Annotated in this window: 18 protein-coding genes; 9 read left to right on the top strand and 9 right to left on the bottom strand. The window is 69.7% G+C overall.

Translation table 11 applies throughout. The annotated features are described in order from the left end of the window. Window positions 1-65: 65 nt before the first annotated feature. Both gghA and P0R32_RS05390 read right to left on the bottom strand, forming a co-directional pair. Complete coding sequence (gene gghA, locus P0R32_RS05395; protein WP_276238929.1) at window positions 66-2,591, bottom strand: glucosylglycerol hydrolase; 2,526 nt, start codon at window positions 2,589-2,591, stop codon at window positions 66-68. Between the two features lie 44 nt (window positions 2,592-2,635). Further along, the gene (locus tag P0R32_RS05390) at window positions 2,636-3,220 is read right to left on the bottom strand and encodes a DUF998 domain-containing protein (RefSeq protein ID WP_276238928.1); all 585 of its coding nucleotides are present in this window, start codon (window positions 3,218-3,220) and stop codon (window positions 2,636-2,638) included. Window positions 3,221-3,326: 106 nt separating this feature from the next. Between P0R32_RS05390 and P0R32_RS05385 the strand changes: the two genes are divergently transcribed. Then, window positions 3,327-4,130, top strand: a complete 804-nt coding sequence (locus tag P0R32_RS05385; RefSeq protein ID WP_276238927.1) for an aldo/keto reductase — start codon at window positions 3,327-3,329, stop codon at window positions 4,128-4,130. 15 nt (window positions 4,131-4,145) lie between these two features. On the opposite strand, the gene P0R32_RS05380 is transcribed toward P0R32_RS05385, so the two are convergent. Then, window positions 4,146-4,277, bottom strand: coding sequence for a hypothetical protein (locus tag P0R32_RS05380; RefSeq protein WP_276238926.1), 132 nt, complete (start codon window positions 4,275-4,277; stop codon window positions 4,146-4,148). Window positions 4,278-4,302: 25 nt separating this feature from the next. After that, a complete protein-coding gene (locus P0R32_RS05375) occupies window positions 4,303-5,526 on the bottom strand; it encodes a mechanosensitive ion channel family protein (RefSeq protein ID WP_276238925.1) in 1,224 nt (407 codons plus the stop codon). Window positions 5,527-5,650: 124 nt separating this feature from the next. Here P0R32_RS05375 and P0R32_RS05370 point away from each other — a divergent pair, with 124 nt between their 5' ends. From P0R32_RS05370 to P0R32_RS05360, 3 genes are all read left to right on the top strand, one after another. After that, window positions 5,651-6,154, top strand: coding sequence for a metal-dependent hydrolase (locus tag P0R32_RS05370; RefSeq protein WP_276238924.1), 504 nt, complete (start codon window positions 5,651-5,653; stop codon window positions 6,152-6,154). Between the two features lie 60 nt (window positions 6,155-6,214). Further along, window positions 6,215-6,415, top strand: coding sequence for a PLDc N-terminal domain-containing protein (locus P0R32_RS05365; protein WP_276238923.1), 201 nt, complete (start codon window positions 6,215-6,217; stop codon window positions 6,413-6,415). Window positions 6,416-6,521: 106 nt separating this feature from the next. Next, window positions 6,522-7,115 (top strand): peroxidase-related enzyme, encoded by a 594-nt coding sequence (locus P0R32_RS05360; protein ID WP_349770208.1) that lies wholly within the window; start codon window positions 6,522-6,524, stop codon window positions 7,113-7,115. Window positions 7,116-7,151: 36 nt separating this feature from the next. Here P0R32_RS05360 and P0R32_RS05355 read toward each other — a convergent pair whose 3' ends face one another. Then, window positions 7,152-7,352 carry a heavy-metal-associated domain-containing protein gene (locus P0R32_RS05355; protein WP_276238922.1) on the bottom strand — a complete coding sequence of 67 codons (201 nt, stop codon included), beginning with the start codon at window positions 7,350-7,352 and terminating at the stop codon, window positions 7,152-7,154. A 179-nt stretch (window positions 7,353-7,531) separates the two neighbouring features. On the opposite strand from P0R32_RS05355, the gene P0R32_RS05350 reads away from it, so the two are divergent. Then, window positions 7,532-10,114: a heavy metal translocating P-type ATPase gene (locus P0R32_RS05350; protein WP_276238921.1), complete on the top strand. Its 2,583-nt coding sequence runs from the start codon at window positions 7,532-7,534 to the stop codon at window positions 10,112-10,114. A gap of 9 nt (window positions 10,115-10,123) precedes the next feature. On the opposite strand, the gene P0R32_RS05345 is transcribed toward P0R32_RS05350, so the two are convergent. From P0R32_RS05345 to P0R32_RS05335, 3 genes are all read right to left on the bottom strand, one after another. Further along, window positions 10,124-10,615: a hypothetical protein gene (locus P0R32_RS05345; protein WP_276238920.1), complete on the bottom strand. Its 492-nt coding sequence runs from the start codon at window positions 10,613-10,615 to the stop codon at window positions 10,124-10,126. 39 nt (window positions 10,616-10,654) lie between these two features. Further along, complete coding sequence (locus tag P0R32_RS05340; protein ID WP_276238919.1) at window positions 10,655-12,175, bottom strand: cryptochrome/photolyase family protein; 1,521 nt, start codon at window positions 12,173-12,175, stop codon at window positions 10,655-10,657. 146 nt (window positions 12,176-12,321) lie between these two features. Beyond that, the gene (locus P0R32_RS05335) at window positions 12,322-13,977 is read right to left on the bottom strand and encodes an acetate--CoA ligase (protein ID WP_276238918.1); all 1,656 of its coding nucleotides are present in this window, start codon (window positions 13,975-13,977) and stop codon (window positions 12,322-12,324) included. 156 nt (window positions 13,978-14,133) lie between these two features. Between P0R32_RS05335 and P0R32_RS05330 the strand changes: the two genes are divergently transcribed. The 4 genes from P0R32_RS05330 to P0R32_RS05315 all read left to right on the top strand — a co-directional run bounded on the left by P0R32_RS05330 (window position 14,134) and on the right by P0R32_RS05315 (window position 17,390). Further along, the gene (locus P0R32_RS05330; RefSeq protein ID WP_276238917.1) at window positions 14,134-15,111 is read left to right on the top strand and encodes an aldo/keto reductase; all 978 of its coding nucleotides are present in this window, start codon (window positions 14,134-14,136) and stop codon (window positions 15,109-15,111) included. Window positions 15,112-15,334: 223 nt separating this feature from the next. Next, a complete protein-coding gene (locus tag P0R32_RS05325) occupies window positions 15,335-16,660 on the top strand; it encodes a S8 family peptidase (protein ID WP_276238916.1) in 1,326 nt (441 codons plus the stop codon). A gap of 200 nt (window positions 16,661-16,860) precedes the next feature. Then, window positions 16,861-17,127 (top strand): hypothetical protein, encoded by a 267-nt coding sequence (locus P0R32_RS05320; RefSeq protein ID WP_276238915.1) that lies wholly within the window; start codon window positions 16,861-16,863, stop codon window positions 17,125-17,127. Between the two features lie 26 nt (window positions 17,128-17,153). After that, window positions 17,154-17,390, top strand: a complete 237-nt coding sequence (locus P0R32_RS05315; RefSeq protein WP_276238914.1) for a DUF7543 family protein — start codon at window positions 17,154-17,156, stop codon at window positions 17,388-17,390. 46 nt (window positions 17,391-17,436) lie between these two features. Here P0R32_RS05315 and P0R32_RS05310 read toward each other — a convergent pair whose 3' ends face one another. Then, window positions 17,437-18,276: a CBS pair associated ParBc domain-containing protein gene (locus tag P0R32_RS05310; protein ID WP_276238913.1), complete on the bottom strand. Its 840-nt coding sequence runs from the start codon at window positions 18,274-18,276 to the stop codon at window positions 17,437-17,439. Between the last annotated feature and the right edge of the window lie 47 nt (window positions 18,277-18,323).

Raw genomic sequence — 18,323 nt, 5'->3', positions numbered from 1 at the left:
GACGCCGGGGGCGCGGCGACTACCGCTCACGGCTCGCTTCGCTCGCCGTTCGCTTCGGGGCCGCGCTACCGCTCGGCCCCGCCCACGAACACGACGGCCTCGCCGTTCGCCAGTTCCACCGTCTCGTCGACCACCGGCGGCACATCCCGCTCGGCGGCGACGCTCGGCGCGACGAGTTCGGCGTCGAACGCCGCAGCGTCGAGGGCGATCTCGTCGAACAGGTCCGCCGGGACGACGCTCGTCGCCGCCCCCTCCATGTTGCCGACGAACAGGACGCGCTCGTCGCCGTCGGGCGACTCGCGGAGGCCGTAGTAGACGACCGACCCGTTCGCGGGGTTGCGGTAGCCGAAGCGGTCGGTCCCCTCGTCGGCGTCGGCGGTCACCGGTCCCTCGTCGTCGGGGGCGTCGGGCAGGCGCATCGACTCGCGCAGCCACGGGCGGTCCTGCCGGAACTCACGGACGCGACGCGCGAACCCGGTGCGCTCGGGGTCCTGCGCGTCGCGCCAGTGCCCGAGGTTGGCGAAGTCGGCTACGTCTCGCATCCACGCGTCGGCGAACGCGTCCAGGTTCGCGGGCGTCAGGTCCATCGGCGGGTCCAGCGGCGCCAGCATCGCACACATCGCCTCCAAGTCGTAGTCGGTCGGTTCGACCGTCGCCGCGAGCGCCTTCACGAAGGCGTCGAGTTGCTCGCGCGTCTCGAAGCCCAACTCCTTCAGCCGGGTGAAGAAGCGGTCGTCCGCGTAGTCATCCTCGCGCACTTGCCAGTCGAGGAGGTTGTGCTCGTCGGCGACGACCTTCACGTTCCACTCGGCGTCGGTGTCGCGGACGAAGCCCCACGGCCCGCGGGCGTTGGCGTTGAGGAAGTCCATCGGCACGCCCGGCAACAGGCAGTGCAGCAGGGCGTTCGTCGCGGGGTTGTCGTACGCGCGGTCGATGATCTCCGGCGCGGAGTCGCCGAGGTACCGGTTGATCGGGTCACCCTCCCACGACTCTGGCACGTCGACCTGCGTCCCACGGCGCACGGTGTCGTGGTTGGCGACGCCGGTGATCCAGTTGCCGCCCATGTCCGCGACTTCGCGGACGCGCCACCACTTGCTCGCCCAGAAGGTGAGCATCGCGGGCTTGTTGTGCGCGAACGTGATCGGCGACCACTGGAACGAGTGGGGGTGCTGCTCGATGAGCGTGCGGTAGGTGGAGGCCAGTTCCCAGTCGTGGCGCGGCCACGGGCGCCCGTCCTCGTAGATCATCCACGGGCGGTACTCGGTGCCGGCGACCTCCTGGGTGACGGCGTCCATCTCGGCGAGGAACGCGTCGTCGTGCTCCATCTCCTCGGTCTCTGGGTTCCAGTTGCGGAAGTCCTGCGCGCCGTCGACGCGGATGCCGTCGGCGCCCCAGTCCATCTTGCGGCGCTGGAGGTCGAGCACGTGGGCACGGACCATCGGGTCGAGGTAGTCGAGGTGTTGGCCGTACATCCCCGGGCCGTGGAAGAACCGGTCCGGGAGGATCCGCAGGCCGCCGTCGTCGGCGTGGCCAAGCGCCACGTCGAACACGACCTTCACGGGGTCGGGGAGGGTGTGGCAGGCGGAGATGAAGTCCACGAGTTCGTCGGGGCGGCCCGACTCGAGGATCGACGGGCAGGGCGCGCCGAACGCGCCGACGACGATGTCGTACCCCCAGTTCACCTTGTCCGGGCGGGCGACCGTGGCCGTCGCCGTGTCGCCGTCGCGCGCGAGGCCGCGCCAGTCGCCCGACGCGTCCGAGCGCTCGGTGAGCGGTTCGACCGGCATCAACTGGACGGCGTCGTAGCCGGCGAACGTCTCCTCGAAGGCGGTGAGGTCCTCGCCCGCGCGCTCCTTCTCGCCGATTCCCCCGACAAAGTCGGCGAGGCCGCCGAGCGACCCGCGTTCGGTCGCGGTGCCGGGGTGAACCTCGACCATGCTCGTCGCCGGGTCGACGCGCGGGAGCCCGTCGTCCTCCCTGGTGGCGACGCGCTCGGCGTCGGTGCCGAGCGACGCGAAGTAGTCGTGGTCGTCGCGCTCGTCGTCGAGGCGCGCGCGGTCGTACAACTCGGCGGGTGCGAACGCGCCGAACGGCACCGAGTCCGCCAGCGGGTCCTGCACCGTCGCGAGGCCGTCGTCGCCGACCTCGCCCGGGAGGTCCGCCGGGTCGGCGTCGCTGTCGGCGTCTTCGGGGTCGTACACTATCTGGTACAGCGAGCCGAGTCGCTCGCGCGTGCCGGCGACCATCCCCTCGACGGCGGCGTACGTCACCTCGCCCGCGCGCCGCGTCTCGACGACGGAGCGTTCGAACGTGACCTCGCGCGGGTCGGCGTCGCTCGGGTCGACAGCCGCGGGCGGGGTGAGCACCTCCAGTTTCACGGCGTCGGGTGAGACGCCGTGTTCGACCAGCCCGGGCGTCCAGATCCCGATCGTGGCGTGCCCGTCGCGGACGTGCGCGCCCAACTCGGGGGCGAGTGCCTTCGCCGCCGCGAACGCGTCGTCGTGTTCCTCGTGGATCGACTCGTGTCGCTCCACCAGCGCCGCCGTCTCGTCGGGGAGGAGCGTCGCCTCTTCCGTCGACTCCAAACTCATTGTCGGTCCCTGTGGCGCGAACTGCTTGATTGCTCGGGGATCGGTCAGCCGTCGACCACGTCGAGCGGCGCGACCGGCGACACGAGGAGCACCCACACGATCAGCAGCCCCGCCCCGACGAGTTCGGGGATCGCGAGCCCCGGCCCAAGGCGGACGCCCGCGACGTACAGCCACCACTGCGCGAGGTGGAGCGCCGCGAACGCGAGCGCGACGCGACCGGCGGTCGTCGCCCGACGGCGGAGGCCGTCGGTCGCGAAGACGACGGTGATCGCGAGGTAGAAGCCGAGTGCGACTGGGAAGTGGAGCGGCGAGTCCGAGGGGAACACCCCGACGCCGGCCATGAGGAGCATCGCGACGACGAATTCGGCGGCGACGAGGCGGGCCGCGAGGCCGTCGGTCGCGGTCCACATCGCCCACGCGTACGGGAGGCCGACGAGGCCGGCGAGGATCAGCCCCCAGTTGAACGCGGCGGCCACCGCGGCGGCGTCGGCGACGCCCAGGTCCGAGAGGGCGGTGTCGGCGAGGGAGAACCACGGCGCGAGCGCGACGGCGACGGCGATGCCGCCGAGCGAGACGACGGACGCGCCCGCACCGGAGGCGGCGGCCACGCGGCGACGGAACTCGGTCATCGTCGCCACCTCGGACGCGGAGGTGTTGGGCGTTTCTCCCGCCCGCGAGCGCCGGCGAGGTTCCGCCTCCCGAACGCTTTCCCCGGCGACGCGCCCACCTCTGCGCATGACCGACCTCGACCTCCCGGCGCTCGGCCTCGGCACCTCCCAGAACGACGACCCCGAGGAGTGCGCCGAGACGGTACAGACGGCGCTCGACCTCGGCTACCGCCACGTCGACACCGCACAGATGTACGACAACGAGGCGGCCGTCGGGGAGGGCATCCGCCGTGCCGACGTCGACCGCGAGGACGTCGTCGTCGCGACGAAGGTCCACCCGGACAACCTCGCGTACGACGACGCCAAGCGGACCGCGCGCGAGTCGCTCGACCGACTCGGCCTGGAGTCGGTCGACCTGCTGTACGTCCACTGGCCCACCTCCGCGTACGACCCCGAAGAGACGCTCCGCGCGATGGACGAACTGCGCGAGGAGGGGGTGTGCGACCACGTGGGGCTGTCGAACTTCACGCCCGACCTGCTCGACGAGGCGCGCGAGTTACTGGAGTCCCCCGTCGTCGCCCACCAAGTCGAGTGTCACCCGCTGTTCCCGCAGCGGGAACTGCGCGAGTACGCCGTCGAGCACGACCACACGCTCGTCGGCTACTCCCCGCTCGGGCGCGGCGAGGCACTGGACGACCCGCTGTTGACAGAGATCGCTGAGAAACACGACACGAGCACCGCCGCGGTGTGTCTCGCGTGGGCGTTCGCACAGGAGGCGCTCGTGCCGATCCCGAAGGCGACCGGCGACCACGTCCGCGCCAACTTCGAGGCGCAGCGCCTAGAACTGGACGACGAGGACCTCGACCGGATCGCCGAGTACGACGTCACCGAGCGGCTGATCGACCCCGACAGCGCGGCGTGGAACCAGTAGGCGCCAGCGCCCGACTCACAACTCGACGCCCAGTCGCCCGAGCGCCAGCAAGAACAGGTAGCCGACGCCCCCGAGGGCGAACAGGAGCACAGGGAAGACGAACGGTCCGAACACCGACACCAGCGCGTCGATTGCCCCGAGTTGCACGGCCGAGCCGTGGCGCGCGGACGGGTTAACGGCCTCGCTCGTCCGCGAGACTCCCGGAGACGTCGCCGCCGCCGTCAGCGTCGCCGGCAGCTTCGCCGTCCGGGTCGCCGTCCGAGTCGTCCCCGCCATCCGTCGCCGCAGACCCGGCGCCGTTGCCCGTTGTGTCCGCCGGGACGCCGGACATCGTGTCCGCGGTCACGCCGGCGTCGCGGCGGACCGTCACGTCGCGGTGGGGGTACGGAATCTCGACGCCCGCCTCCGCGAAGCGGTCGTGGATCGCGCGGTTGAGGCGGTGGGCCCCCTTCGCCCGGCGCGTCGGCGACGCCACCCAACAGAGGAGTTCGTACTCCAGCGCCGAGTCGCCGAACCGCCGGAAGCGACACCGCGGCTTCGGGGAGTCGAGTACCAGCTTCTCGTCCATCGCGATGTCGACGAGCAGTTCCTCCAGCGCGTCGAGGTCGGTGCCGTAGGCGACGCCGACCGGGACGCGGATGCGGCGGCGGCGAGACGGCGCCGACTGGTTGATCACCTTCGTCGCGTTGAGCACGGAGTTGGGGACGGTGACCAGCACCTCGTCGCGAGTGAGGAGGGTGGTCGACCGCACGCCCACCTTGACGACGGTGCCGGTCTCGCCGGTGTCCAACTCGATGAAGTCGCCGACGCGGTAGGTGTCGTCGAAGTACAGCGCGACGCCGCCGAAGAAGTTGGCGACGGTGTCCTTGGCGGCGAAGCCGACCGCGATGCCGGCGATGCCCGCCCCCGCCAACAGCGGCGTCACGTCGATGTTCCAGACGTACAGGATCGTCCCGACCGTGCCGGTGGCGACGAGGATCGTCCAGACGTTCGAGAAGACGGGCGCGAAGTCGTAGCGAGCGCCCTGCTCTTGGAGGTAGTCGACGCCGCGGTTCACCGTCTCGTTGAGCGCCCACGCCCACAGGAGGACGACGATGGTGAGCGCGGGGTCGCCGAAGAAGCTCTCCAGTTGCGCCTCGGAGAACGGCACCGCGTCGACGACGCTCTGGAGACTCGTGATGAGGAACACACCCGCGAGCGCGAACGACGTGACCAGCGGCACGCGAACCTCGGCGAGCACGATTTCGTCGAGGCCGGTCTCCGTGCGGGTGACGAATCGGCGCGCGGCCCGGATCACGACGAACTCGGCGACGACCGCCGCGCCGAGCGAGAGGGCGACCACGACCAGCGCCGCTTGCCACGGCGGGATCGCTTCCAGCGGGGCGAGAACGTCCATGCACGTCGGGGGCGGTGACGGGTCTTATACCTTCGCCGCCTACCAGTCGCCCGCTCCCACTTCCCGGGCCCCGTCGCCGCCCGCGGCCCGAGCGTTCATACCGTCGCCGCCCCGACGCCCGGACGTGTTCAGACGGGGCCACCTCGGCGTCGCCATGCTGACGCTCGCGCCGATCACGTTCTGGCTGTTGACGACGGGCTACCCGGTGTTCGCGACACTCGTCGCGGGGACCGTGCTGTACCTCGCGATGCTCCCCGACGTCGACCACCGGATCCCGGGCGTCTCCCACCGTGGGCCGACCCACTCGCTGCTGTTCGCGGGCATCGTCGGCGCGGCGTTCGCCGGCGCCGCCTCGTTCGTCGAACCGGTGTTGTCGGTCGCGGTGCCGGGCGGCGTCTCGATGGTCGCGTTCGGCTTCTTACTCGGCTTCGGAGCGGTGTTCACCCACCTACTGGGCGACGTAATCACGCCCGCGGGGGTCAACTTCCTGTGGCCGTACCCGAAGGAGTGGTCGCTGTACCTGACGAGCGCCGACTCGATGCTGTGGAACTGGGGGCTGTTCGGCCTCGGCGTGTTCGCGATGGCCGGGTCGGTCGTGCTGGCGGTGCAGGGAGTGGCACTCCCGTAGCCGACCGGCGGTCGCGTGGCCACCACAAGACATATTCTCGCCGCCCGCGGCGGTGCACGTATGCTCCCCCTCCAGAGCGCTGGCGGCGCCCTCGCGTTCGTCATCTGGCTGTTGTTCACGGCGCTGTTCATCTACATGGTGTACTGGACGTACACGGACGCCCAGCGAAACAGCGACCACCCGGCGTTCCTGTGGGCCATCGTGGTGTTCCTCGCCCCGCTGCTGGGCCTCGTGTTGTACGTCCTCCTTGGCCGGAACTGACCCACGGACGACCCGCGACGGGCGCGTGTGACCGTCGCCGCGGGCCGCCCGGAACGCCCCGCCGGGCGGGGGTAGGGATTTATCCTGGGTGGCCGAACGCCGACGTATGAGCGAGGAGACCGCCACCCCCGAGTTGCTCGACGACGCCCAGCGCCGCTTCCCCGTCCCCGACGCCGAGGAGGTGCCCGAGGACATCTACGAGCGACTGGCCGAAGAGACCGAGCGCGCGGGGTTCACCCCGAACGTGATGAGCGCGCTGGCGTACAAGCCGAGCCACTTCCGGGCGTTCCTCGACTTCCACGACGCGTTCGTCGAGGACTCGACGCTCGACCGCGAGGAGGTGGAGATGATCATCGTCGCCGTCTCCGGACAGAACAACTGCCTGTACTGCAACGTCGCCCACGGCGCGCTCGTGCGCATCTACGCGAAGGACCCCCACCTCGCCGACCAGTTGACGAGCAACCACCGCACCGCCGACGTGAGCGACCAGCGCATGGCCATGCTGGAGGTGGCCGTGAAGCTGACCGACGACCCCGACGCGGTGACGACCGACGACCTCGACCTGCTGCTGGAGGCGGGCTACTCGCAGGAGGAAGTGTGGGACATCGGGATGGTCGCCGCGTTCTTCAACTTCTCCAACCGGATGGCGACGTTCGCCGACTGGCGCCCCAACGAGGAGTTCTACACGATGGGGCGGTAGCCGGCGAGACGCGCGGGAACCGGGAGCGAAGCGTCCTCAGGCGGTCGACTCGACCTCGTACGCCTCGGGCACCGCCGCGATCAGGTCGAGCGCGTCGGCGTCTCCCTCGACGACCGCCTCGTCGGCCTCGTGGTCGGCGCTCACGTCGGTGACGCCCTCGACACCTTTCAGCGCCTCCACGACGCTCGTCTCGCACCCGCCGCAGGTCATGCCGCTGATCCGCATCGTCGTCGTCATACTTGCCAGTTACCGATCTGGGGTCATGGGAATTTCGATCTCGGACGCCACGCTTGGCTCCACTTTCGTCTCGAATACCGATCTCCCCGATCACTTTTGAACCGAAGATCGTATCGGCGTCAGAGCCGATAGATCGAAGGCACAAACCGCATGAATAGGGGGCCCGTACTAGAGTGTACATGAGTGAAGACCACCGAGTGACCATCGACGTCGGCGGCATGACGTGCGCGAACTGCGCCGCCACCATCGAGGACGCCGTCGCGGATCTGGACGGCGTCGGCGAGGTGAGCGCCAACTACGCCACCGACGAGGCGACCGTCGCGTTCGACCCCGAGCGCGTCTCGCTGCGCGAGTTGTTCGACGCCGTCGAGGGCGCCGGCTACGACCCCATCGCGGAGACGGTGACGGTCGGAATCACCGGCATGACGTGTGCGAACTGTTCGGCGACCATCGAGGACGCCGTCGGCGACCTCCCGGGCGTCGTCTCGGTCGACGCCAACTTCGCGACCGACGAGGCCACAGTGACGTACGTCCCGTCGGTGACGACCCGCGACGACGTGTACGCCACCGTCGAAGCCGCCGGCTACGAGCCGATCCGCGACGAGGGCGACGGTGACGCCGAGTCGGCGAAAGACGCCGCCCGCGCCGCGGAGTTGACGCGCCAGCGCCGCCTCACGATCCTCGGCGCGGCGCTGTCGGCGCCGCTGCTCGCGATGCTCGTGCTCGAACTGTTCGCGCCCGGCACCTTGCCCGAGACGATTCCCGGCACCGACCTGCACATCGGCTGGGTCGCGTTCGCGCTCGCGACGCCCGTGCAGGTCGTGTTGGGCCGCGAGTTCTACGAGAACTCCTACAAGGCGCTCGTCGTCAACCGCCGCGCCAACATGGACGTGCTGATCGCACTCGGGTCGTCGACTGCGTACGGCTACTCCGTGATCGCGTTGCTCGGCGTGCTCCCGCAGGCGGGCCTCTACTTCGACACGGCCGCGCTCATCCTCGTGTTCATCACGCTCGGCAACTACCTCGAAGCCCGCTCGAAGTCGCAGGCGGGCGAGGCGATCCGCTCGCTGCTCGAACTGGAGGCCGACACCGCGACCGTCGTCCGTGAGGACGGCACCGAAGAGGAGGTGCCCATCGAGGACATCGTCGTCGGCGACCGCCTGAAGGTGAAGCCCGGCGAGCGAGTGCCGACCGACGGCGTCGTCCGCGAGGGCGAGTCCGCCGTCGACGAGTCGATGGTCACCGGCGAGTCCGTCCCTGTCGAGAAGGGCATGGGCGACGAGGTGATCGGATCGACGGTCAACGAGACGGGCGTGCTCGTCGTCGAGGCGACGAAGGTCGGTGAGGAGACGGCGATCCAGCAGATCGTCAAGCGGGTGAAGGAGGCGCAGTCGCGCCAGCCCGACATCCAGCGACTCGCCGACCGCATCTCGGCGTACTTCGTCCCCGCGGTCATCGCGAACGCGCTGCTGTGGGGCGGCGTCTGGGCGCTCGCCCCCGAGACGCTCGCGTCGGTCGTCGGCGCGCTCCCGCTGTGGGGGCTGGCGGCGGGCGGCCCCGCCGCGGTCGGCGTCACCGAGTTCGCGGTGCTGGTGTTCGCTTCCGCGGTGCTCATCGCGTGTCCCTGCGCGCTCGGCCTCGCGACGCCGGCGGCGACGATGGTCGGCACGAGCATCGGCGCCCAGCACGGCGTCCTCTTCGAGGGCGGCGACGTGCTGGAACGCGTCCGCGACACCGACACCGTCGTGTTCGACAAGACCGGGACGCTCACCCGCGGCGAGATGACGCTCACCGACGTCCGGCCGGTCGCGCCCGCGACCGACGGCGCGGTCCCCGAAGAGGCGGACGCAGTCGCGGCCGACGAGGGCGACGCGACCGAGCGCCTGCTCGCAGCGGCCGCGACGGCCGAGCACGGCAGCGAACACCCCATCGCCGAGGCGGTCGTCGCCGGCGCCCGCGAACGCGGTGTCGAACCGGGCGAGTTGCAGGTGCTCCAGAACGTCTCCGGGAAGGGGGTCCGCGCGCGCACCGAACACGGCACCGTCACCGTCGGCAAGCCGGAACTGCTGCGCGACGACGACGCCGACCCCGAGCCCGCGATGGACGCGATGCGGGAGTTGGAGTCCGAGGGGAAGACCGCGATGCTGGTCGCGCTCGACGGCGAACTGCTTGGCGTGCTCGCGGTCGCCGACGAGGTGCGCGAGTCGGCGAAACGCGCCGTCGCGGCGCTCCGCGAGCGCGACATCGCCGTCCACATGATCACCGGCGACAACGAGCGCACCGCTCGCGCCGTGGCCGAGCAGGTCGGCGTCGACCCGGAGAACGTCCGCGCGGGCGTCCTCCCCGAGGACAAAGCCGACGCAGTCGACGCCATCCAGGCGGACGGCTCGCGGGCGATGATGGTCGGCGACGGCGTCAACGACGCGCCCGCGCTCGCCTCGGCGTTCGTCGGCGTCGCCATCGGCTCCGGCACCGACGTGGCCATCGAGGCCGCCGACGTGACGCTGATGCGCTCGGACCCGTACGACGTGGTGAAGGCCATCAACGTCTCGGAGGGGACGCTCTCGAAGATCAAACAGAACCTCTTCTGGGCGCTCGGCTACAACACCGCGATGATCCCGCTGGCCTCGCTGGGCCTGCTCCAACCGGTGCTCGCGGCGGGGGCGATGGCGTTCTCCAGCGTGTCGGTGCTGGCGAACAGCCTCGTGTTCCGCTCGTACGACCCCGACGAGCGCTACCGGATCTTCGGTCGGTTCCGGTAGGCCGCTCGGCTACGGGTCTGACTCGGACCCGTCTTCCTCTGACCCGCCCGGTGGCACCGGCGTCGGTTCGTCGACCCAGTTGTAACAGCGGAACTCGTCGGCGTCGCGGTCGTCGTCGAGCATCGCCAGCGGGATGAACCCGCGCCCGCCGCGCGCGCCGACCTGCGGGGCGTCGGCGGCCTCGACGGTCATCGTCTTCGCGGCGAACCGGAAGGAGACGGTCAACTCGCCGCGGTGGTCCGCGTCGGGGTCGAACGACACCGTCGCGCCGCGCGGGCCGATGCCGTACACGCCGCGGTAGTCGTCGCCCGCGACGCCGAGGTCGTGGCTCTCCACGGCGTCGGCCAGGTCGCGCAGCCACGCGGCGGCGGACTCGGCGTCCAACTCCACGTCCGCGTCCAGCGTGCCGTCGGCGGCGACGCCGTCGTCGGTGTCGAGTTCTGGGTACCGGAGCGCCTCGGCCGGGAGGGCGTCCGGGTCGGGGGCGATGTCGTCTGGCACGGTCGGGGCGAGTCGGCTATCGGTGATAACACGCCCGATTCACAGCGTCCCGTCGGCGCCCATCTCCCGCACCTCGGCGGCGCGCTCTTGGATGGCGGCCCACTCCTCGTCGTCCTTGCCGTCGACGTGGGAGTACATCAGCCCCATCCGTCCCGTGCCGCGGAGCGTCTCCTCGTTCTCCTTCAGGAAGTCCCAGTACAGCGCGTTGAACGGGCAGGCACCCTCGCCGGTGGTCTTGGTGTGGTAGTACCGACACCCCGAGCAGTAGTCGCTCATCTTGTTCACGTAGTTCCCAGAGGCGGCGTACGGCTTCGAGGAGAGCGCGTCCGTCGCGAAGGTCCCCATCCCGACGACGTTCGGCGTCGTCACCCAGTGGAACGCGTCGACGAAGCCGAGGTGGAACCAGCGGTTCAGTTCGTGTGGGTCGGCGCCGTAGACGAGCGCGAAGTTGGCGAGCACCATCAGGCGCTCGATGTGGTGGGCGTAGCCGTGGTCGCGGACGTGTCCCACCGCCTCCGAGAGACACACCATGTTCGTCTCGCCCGTCCAGTACGCCTCGGGGAGGTCGCGCGTCTGGTCCAACTGGTTCGCCTCGCCCATCGCCGGCATCGACTCGCGGTACGCGTGGCGCATGAACTCCCGCCAGCCGATCACTTGCCTGACGAACCCCTCGACGGAGTTGAGCGGCGCCGCCGTCTCGTCGTCGTAGTACGCGTCGACGACGGCGTCGACGACCTCGCGCGGGCCGAGCAGGCCGAGGTTGATGGCGGGCGACAGCAGCGAGTGGTCGAGCGCCCACTCCCCCTCGACCATCGCGTCTTGGTACGGCCCGAACTCGGGAAGACGGGTCTCGACGAAGTGCTCCAGCGCGTGCAGCGCCTGCTCGCGGGTGACGGGCCACACGAAGTCGTCGAGGTCGAAACTGCCCCAGTGGTCGTCGTAGCGCTCGGCGACGAACGCGTGGACTTCCCGAGTGATCTCGTCCGGCTCGAACTCCGGGATACCGGGCGGCGACCAGTCGTCGGGCGGCGTCTCCCGGTTCTCGTCGTCGTAGTTCCACTCGCCGCCCACGGGGTCGTTCCCATCCATGAGGATGCCCGTCTCGCGGCGGACGTGGCGGTACCAGTGCTCCTGTCGGTACGTCGAACCCGACCTGCCGTCGGCGTCGGCCCACTCGTCCCACTCCGCCGGAGTGGTGAGGAAGCCGTCGTTGTCGACGAGGGTGCAGTCGCCGCCGCGTTCCTCGACCATCTCCCGGAGGCGCTCGCCGGCGCCGTGACTCGCCGGGCGCTGGAGGACGAGCGCGTCGCCGGGGTTCGCCTCGAAGTACCGATCCAGGCCCGCGCCGAACGACTCCGCCTCGACGTACGTCACCTCGTACCCGTCGTCACGGAGCGCGTCGCGGGCGTGGCGCATCGCCGAGAACACGAGCGTGAGCTTCTGCGGGTGGTACGGCATCCGCTCGGCGAAGCCGTGCGCCTCGATCATGAGGACGTGGTCGGCAGAGTGGAGCGGTGTCGCGGTCGGGTTCAACTGGTCGCCGAGGAGCCAGACGGTCATGGGGTGTGAGTGGGTCGGGTGGTGTCGGGTCCTGGTCGGTGTGAGAAGGCGGTGCCGGCGGCTGGGTGGATGGTGATCCCACGGTCGGCGTGAGTAAGGTCGTTGTGGCGGGTCGGCGGAGACAGGGAGTGGTCGGGTGTCGCGGGTTACTGCCCGAACATCTCCTCTTCGCGCTGGCGCAACTCGATCCGCCGTGTCTTGCCCGAAGAGGTCTTCGGCAACTCGTCGACGTACTCGATCCGGCGCGGGTACTTGTACGGCGCCGTCTCCTCCTTCATGTAGTTCTGCAGTTCCTCGGTCAACTCGTCGCTCCCCTCGTGCCCCGCCGCGAGGACGACGTACGCCTTCACGACGTTGCCGCGCTCCTCGTGGGGGGAGCCGACCGCGGCGGCCTCGGCGACGGCCTCGTGGGAGACGAGCGCGTCCTCGACCTCGAACGGGCCGATACGGTAGCCCGCCGAGAGGATGATGTCGTCGGCGCGTCCCTCGAAGAAGAAGTAGCCGTCCTCGTCCTCGCGCGCGAGGTCGCCGGTGCGGTAGTAGTCGCCGGAGAACGTCTTCGCGTCGAGGTCGGGCTTCTCGTAGTACTGCTCGAAGATGCCCGGACAGCCCACCGGCACCGCCACTTCACCGATCTCACCGGGCTCGACTTCCTCTTCCTCTTGGGTGTCGATGATGGTGGTGCCGAGCCCGGGCGTCGGCTTGCCCATCGACCCCTCCTTCACGTCGATGCCGGGGTAGTTGGACACCATGCACACCGTCTCCGTCTGGCCGTAGCCGTCGCGCGGCGTGATGCCGTAGGCGTCCTGGAGCGCCTCGATGGGCTCGCGGTTGAGCGGTTCGCCCGCCGACAGCGCCTCTTGCAGGTCCAGATCGTACGCCGACAGGTCCGTCTGCGTGAACATCCGGTACTGCGTCGGGACGGCGCACAGGCGCGTGACGCCCTCGCGCTCCATCACCGAGAGGAACTCGTCGGCGTCGAAGTCGCCCTCGTACAGCAGTTGCCGGGCGCCCGTCGTGATGCCGACGCCGACGGGCGACCAGAACCACTTCGCCCACCCGGTGCCCGTCGTCGCCCACAGCAGTTCCTCGTCGAGGTCCACGTCGTCGTCGACGACGCCGGGTGCGGTCGTCCCTTCGGCGGTGACGCCCCACCAGTACGGCGCGTTCACCAACTCGAACGCGCGCATCCAGCGGTGCTTGTGGAGCACGGGCTTGGGCTGTCCCGTCGTGCCGGAGGTGTAGTTGATGCTCATCGGGTCCTGTGCGCCCACCTCCGGGCCGTCGTGTTCCGTCGCCTGCCCGTCGAGCAGGTCGTCGAACGCGTGCCAGCCTTCGGGGCTCCCGTCCAGACAGATCAGCGTCTCCAGCGGCGTCTCGTCGACGATGGGATCGACCATGTCGACGAGCGACTCGTGGGCGACGACAGTGGTCGCCTCACAGTCGTTCGCGCGGAACGCCAGGTCCTTCGGCTTCAGCATCTCCGAGCACGGCACGACCAGCGCGCCCCGCTTCAACACCCCCAGTTGGACGGCGAACGCGTCCGGATGGCGCGGGAACAGGTGCATGACGCGGTCGCCCTGACCGACGCCCAGTTCCTCGAGGGCGTTGGCGAAGCGGTTCGTGTCGTTGTGGATGTCCGCGTACGTCCGTTCGTCGCGCGCCCCCTCGTCGTCGAGGAACGTGACGGCGACGCGGTCGCCGTACGCCTCCGCGTGGCCCTCGATCACCGCCGGGAGGGTGTAGTCGTCCGGGATGTCCCACTCGAAGTCGGCGACGGCGGCGTCGTAGTCGACCGGCATACGCTGACCGTGGTCAGTATCGGGAATAATCGTTTGGGTACCGTTGCCACGTTCCGGGGACGGGGGAGCGCATCCCCGATGGCGGTTGATCGACCGAGAACGGCCACGTTCGGCACCGACACCGGTATTTTTGTTCTATGGGCGTGAGCGGAAATCATGGAGTACACGACACTCGGCGACACCGGAATGACCGTCTCCCGGATCTGTCTCGGCTGCATGAGCTTCGGCGACCCCGACTGGCGCGACTGGGTGCTCGGCGAGGACGCCGGGCGCGAACTCGTCGACCGCGCGGTCGAGTTGGGTGTGAACTTCTTCGACACCGCGAACATGTACTCCGACGGCGCCTCCGAGCGCGTGCTCGGCGACGCGCTCGGCGAGTACGACCGCGACGAGTTCGTCGTCGCGACGAAGGGGTACTTCCAGATGCGCGAGGACGACCCCAACTCCGGCGGCCTCTCGCGCAAGGCGATCCAGCAGGAACTCGACAACTCCCTCGACCGCCTCGGGATGGACACGGTCGACCTGTACCAGACCCACCGCTACGACTACGACACGCCCATCGAGCAGACCGTGCGGGCGCTCGACGAGGCCGTCCGCGACGGCAACGCGCGGTACGTCGGCGCCTCCTCGATGTGGGCCCACCAGTTCGCCGACGCGCTCCACACCGCAGACTCGCTGGGGCTGGAGCGGTACGTGACGATGCAGAACCACTACAACCTCCTGTACCGCGAGGAGGAGCGCGAGATGCTCCCGCTGTGTGACAACGAGGGCGTCGGCGTCATCCCGTGGTCGCCGCTGGCGCGGGGGTGGCTCACTCGACCGGTGGACGAACTCGACACGACGAAACGCGGCGAGAGTGAGGAGCACGCCCGTCGCCACCCGTACCTGGAGGGCGGCGGCGAGGAGATCAACGCCCGCGTCGCCGAACTCGCCGAGGACAAGGGCGTGAAGATGGCACAGATCGCGTTGGCGTGGCTGTTCGAGCAGGACTCCGTCGACGCGCCCATCGTCGGCACCACGAGCGTCGAGCACCTCGAAGACGCGGTGGAGGCGCTCGACATCTCACTGTCGTCCTCGGAGATGGAGTACCTCGAAGAGCCGTACGTACCGGTGCGCGTCTCCGGCCACGAGTAACGACACGACGACCCGTCCCCGACCTTTCGCGTGCTGGCTGTGCCTGCACACGGTGAGCGACGCCGCCGTGCGACGACCGACGGCCCCGTTGTGGAGCGGCGACGGCGCGGCGTCAAACCGGGATCGGTGTGTCGGGAGGGCATCCGATCACCTACAGGATAAATCAGATTAGTATTCTGTATCGTTTACGAACATTTATTGCGAACAAATCCCGCGTCATGGTATGGCCAACCAAGGTCGACGGACGTTCTTGAAGCTGAGCGGCGGCGTGCTCGGCGGCGTACTGGCGGGGTCCACGGTGACGGCGGCCGAGCGGACCGACCGGTTCATCGTGAAGACCCGAGGCAACGGTGCGCCCTCGGATCTCGACGTGGTGTTCGACCTCCCAGAGATCGGGTACGCCGTCGTTCGCGGCAGCGAGTCGGCAGTCGAGGCGTCCAGCGCGGTGACGTCGTACGCGCCAGACGTCGAACTCGACGGCGCGGACCCGTCGGTCGAGACGCACGACTACGAGGGTGAGGCGACTGACGACGCGCTGTACCCCTTCCAGTGGGACAAGCAGGCGCTCGACGTCCCCACCGCCCACGAGACGACGAAGGGCGAGGGCACCCGCGTCGCCGTCATCGACTCCGGCGTCGACGCGAGTCACCCCGACCTCGAGGTGAACACGGCGGTCTCGAAGAACCTGACCGGCGACGGCCTCGGCGCGGGCGTCCCCGGCGGCGGCGACCACGGCACCCACGTCGCGGGCACCGTGGCCGCACAGACGACCGGCGAGACCGGCGTCGCCGGCACCGCGCCCGCGACGGACCTCGTCGACTACCGCGTGTTCTCCAACTTCGGCGGGGTCAGCGGCGCGTTCTCCATCGTCATCGGCGCGGTCGTGCAGGCCGCACGCGACGACTGTGACGTGGCGAACCTCTCGCTTGGCGCGTACCCCATCCCGCGACAGGGCGTCACCGAGGGGTTCTACGGCAACTTCATCAACGCCGCGATGACGTACGCGAACAAAGAGGGGACGCTCCTCGTCATCTCCGCGGGCAACGACTCCGCCGACCTCCAGCACGACGGGAGCCTCATCAGCCTCCCGAACGAGGGCGCACAGGCGCTGTCGGTGGCGGCGACCGGCCCCATCGGGTTCGGCTGGGGTGACGACGGAGTCACCGCACCGCCGGAGAGTCCCGCCTTCTACACCAACTACGGCACCAACGCCGTCGACCTCGCGGCCCCCGGCGGCGACGCCGACCTCGCCGCGGCGGCGGAGGAGGTCCCCGGGTGGTACTACGACCTCGTGCTCAGCACGGTCAGCGTCGTCACCGACATCGGGGAGGACGGCACCGTCGCCACCGAACCAGGCTACGGCTGGAAGGCCGGCACCTCGATGGCCGCCCCCAACGTCGCGGGCGCGGCGGCGCTCGTCAAGAGCGCGAACCCCGACTACAACGCGAATCAGGTCGAGAGCGCCCTCAAGCGGGCCGCCGCGGTGCCCGAGGGGTACGACAAGGCGTACTACGGCGCCGGCTTCCTGAACGTCGTCGACGCGCTGTAAGCCGACGCGGCGCCGCGAGCGACACCCACACCGCGACCCATTCTCTCACGACCGCCGATCGACCCCCCTGAGTGACCGGTCCTCGACCGTCGACCCCCCGGAACCGAGCGACTGAGCCGCGATCCGAGATCGGCGGCAGGAACCCCCTGTGAACGGGTTATGCAATGAGTACCTAAGTTACGTGCCAGTAAGTGACACGCATGGAGTTCGTGGAAACCGCGACGTTCGAATGCGGCGGCTGTGGGCGACGGTCCCCCTCGACGTGGATCGACTACGACCGACTCGGCTACCCGGTGTGTCCCGAGTGTGGCCGCGTCGACCGACCGTTCCCGGTGCGACCGTTCGGCGCCACGCCGGGCGCGCTCGGTCGCGTCGTCGTCGAGACGGACGCACCCGCCAGCGAGACGGCTGCGAGCGCCGCGGACGTGGGGACGAACACCACTCGGTCGATGGAACCGTCGCGTTGAGTACCGGGGAACCCGAAGGAGAGCGTATGCCCTGGAGCCCGGTCGACACGGCCGAGCGGTACGACGAGTGGACACGCGCGGACGGCTTCGCGACGCTGCGCGTCCGCGAGCGTCGCGACGGGAGCTACGTCGTCCGTCTCGACCGGATGGAGCAGGCGCCCGACGGGCGGGCGTACCGACGCGAACGCGTCGCCGACCGCGAGGCCGCCGACGCGCTGGTGGCGGAGTGGAAACGCGAGTTCGACCTGTCCGACGCCGAGTGAGCTTCGGGCGGCGGGTGATGGCGACCTGGTGACGTGCCGCCGAGGCTCAGTCGCCGTCGCCGTCCTGGAACCGCTTGGTCGTCTCCACGAGCGGGTGGCGCGCGTAGTCGACCACCTCGATGTCTGTGATCGACCGGAGCCCCTCCTTGCGCGCGGTCTTGGCCATCCCGAGTTCGACGTGGTCGGCGATGACGATGACGTACGCGTCCATCTCCTCGATGCCGAGGCGGTGGGCCGCCATCACGCGGTGGTGGCCGTCTGCGAGCACCAGCGTCCCGTCGTCTTCGTACTCGCCGCTCGCGCTCGGGTTGTCGATGACGACGAGCGGTTCGGCGAGCCCTCGCTCCAGTTCGTAGCGGCGACCCTCCAACTCGTCGGCGTACACCCGCGCCTGCGTCGGCATGAGCGTCGACAGCGACACCTGCCGGCGCTCCTCGGTGGTCGAGACGCCGTGGATCTCCTCGAGCGTCCGCATCAACTTCCCCACCTTCTCGGGGGTGGCGCGTTCGATCTGCGAGCGGATCACGTCGGTGTTGGAGATGATGCCGACGAGGTTGCCCGCGTCGTCGACGACCGGGAGTTTCTGGATGCCCGACCGGAGGATCACCCGCGCGGCGTCGGTGACGTTCATCTCCGGGTGAGCGACGATGATGTCGTCGCTCATCACGGTGAACAGCGGGGCGTCCGCGTCCGCAGACAGTAGGTCGCGCGCGGAGACGAAGCCGACGACGGTGCGACCGTCCGTCACCGGGAACCCGTTGTGGTTGCTGTCGAGGATGCGCTCGACGGCCTCGCGAACCGTGTCGTCGGGCGACACCGTCGCCACGTCACGGGTCATGTACGCCTTCACCCGCGGCTTCGTTCGCTCGCTCCGAGCGTCGCTCATTCGTCGGTCGTTCGACCGGCGTGAGGGTAAGAGTTCCTCCTGAACCG

The sequence above is a fragment of the Halobaculum marinum genome (genome assembly GCF_029338555.1).
GTDB lineage: Archaea > Halobacteriota > Halobacteria > Halobacteriales > Haloferacaceae > Halobaculum > Halobaculum marinum.
The sequence above is the reverse complement of the archived record's forward strand: the minus strand, read 5'-3'. Positions and strand labels throughout refer to the sequence as shown.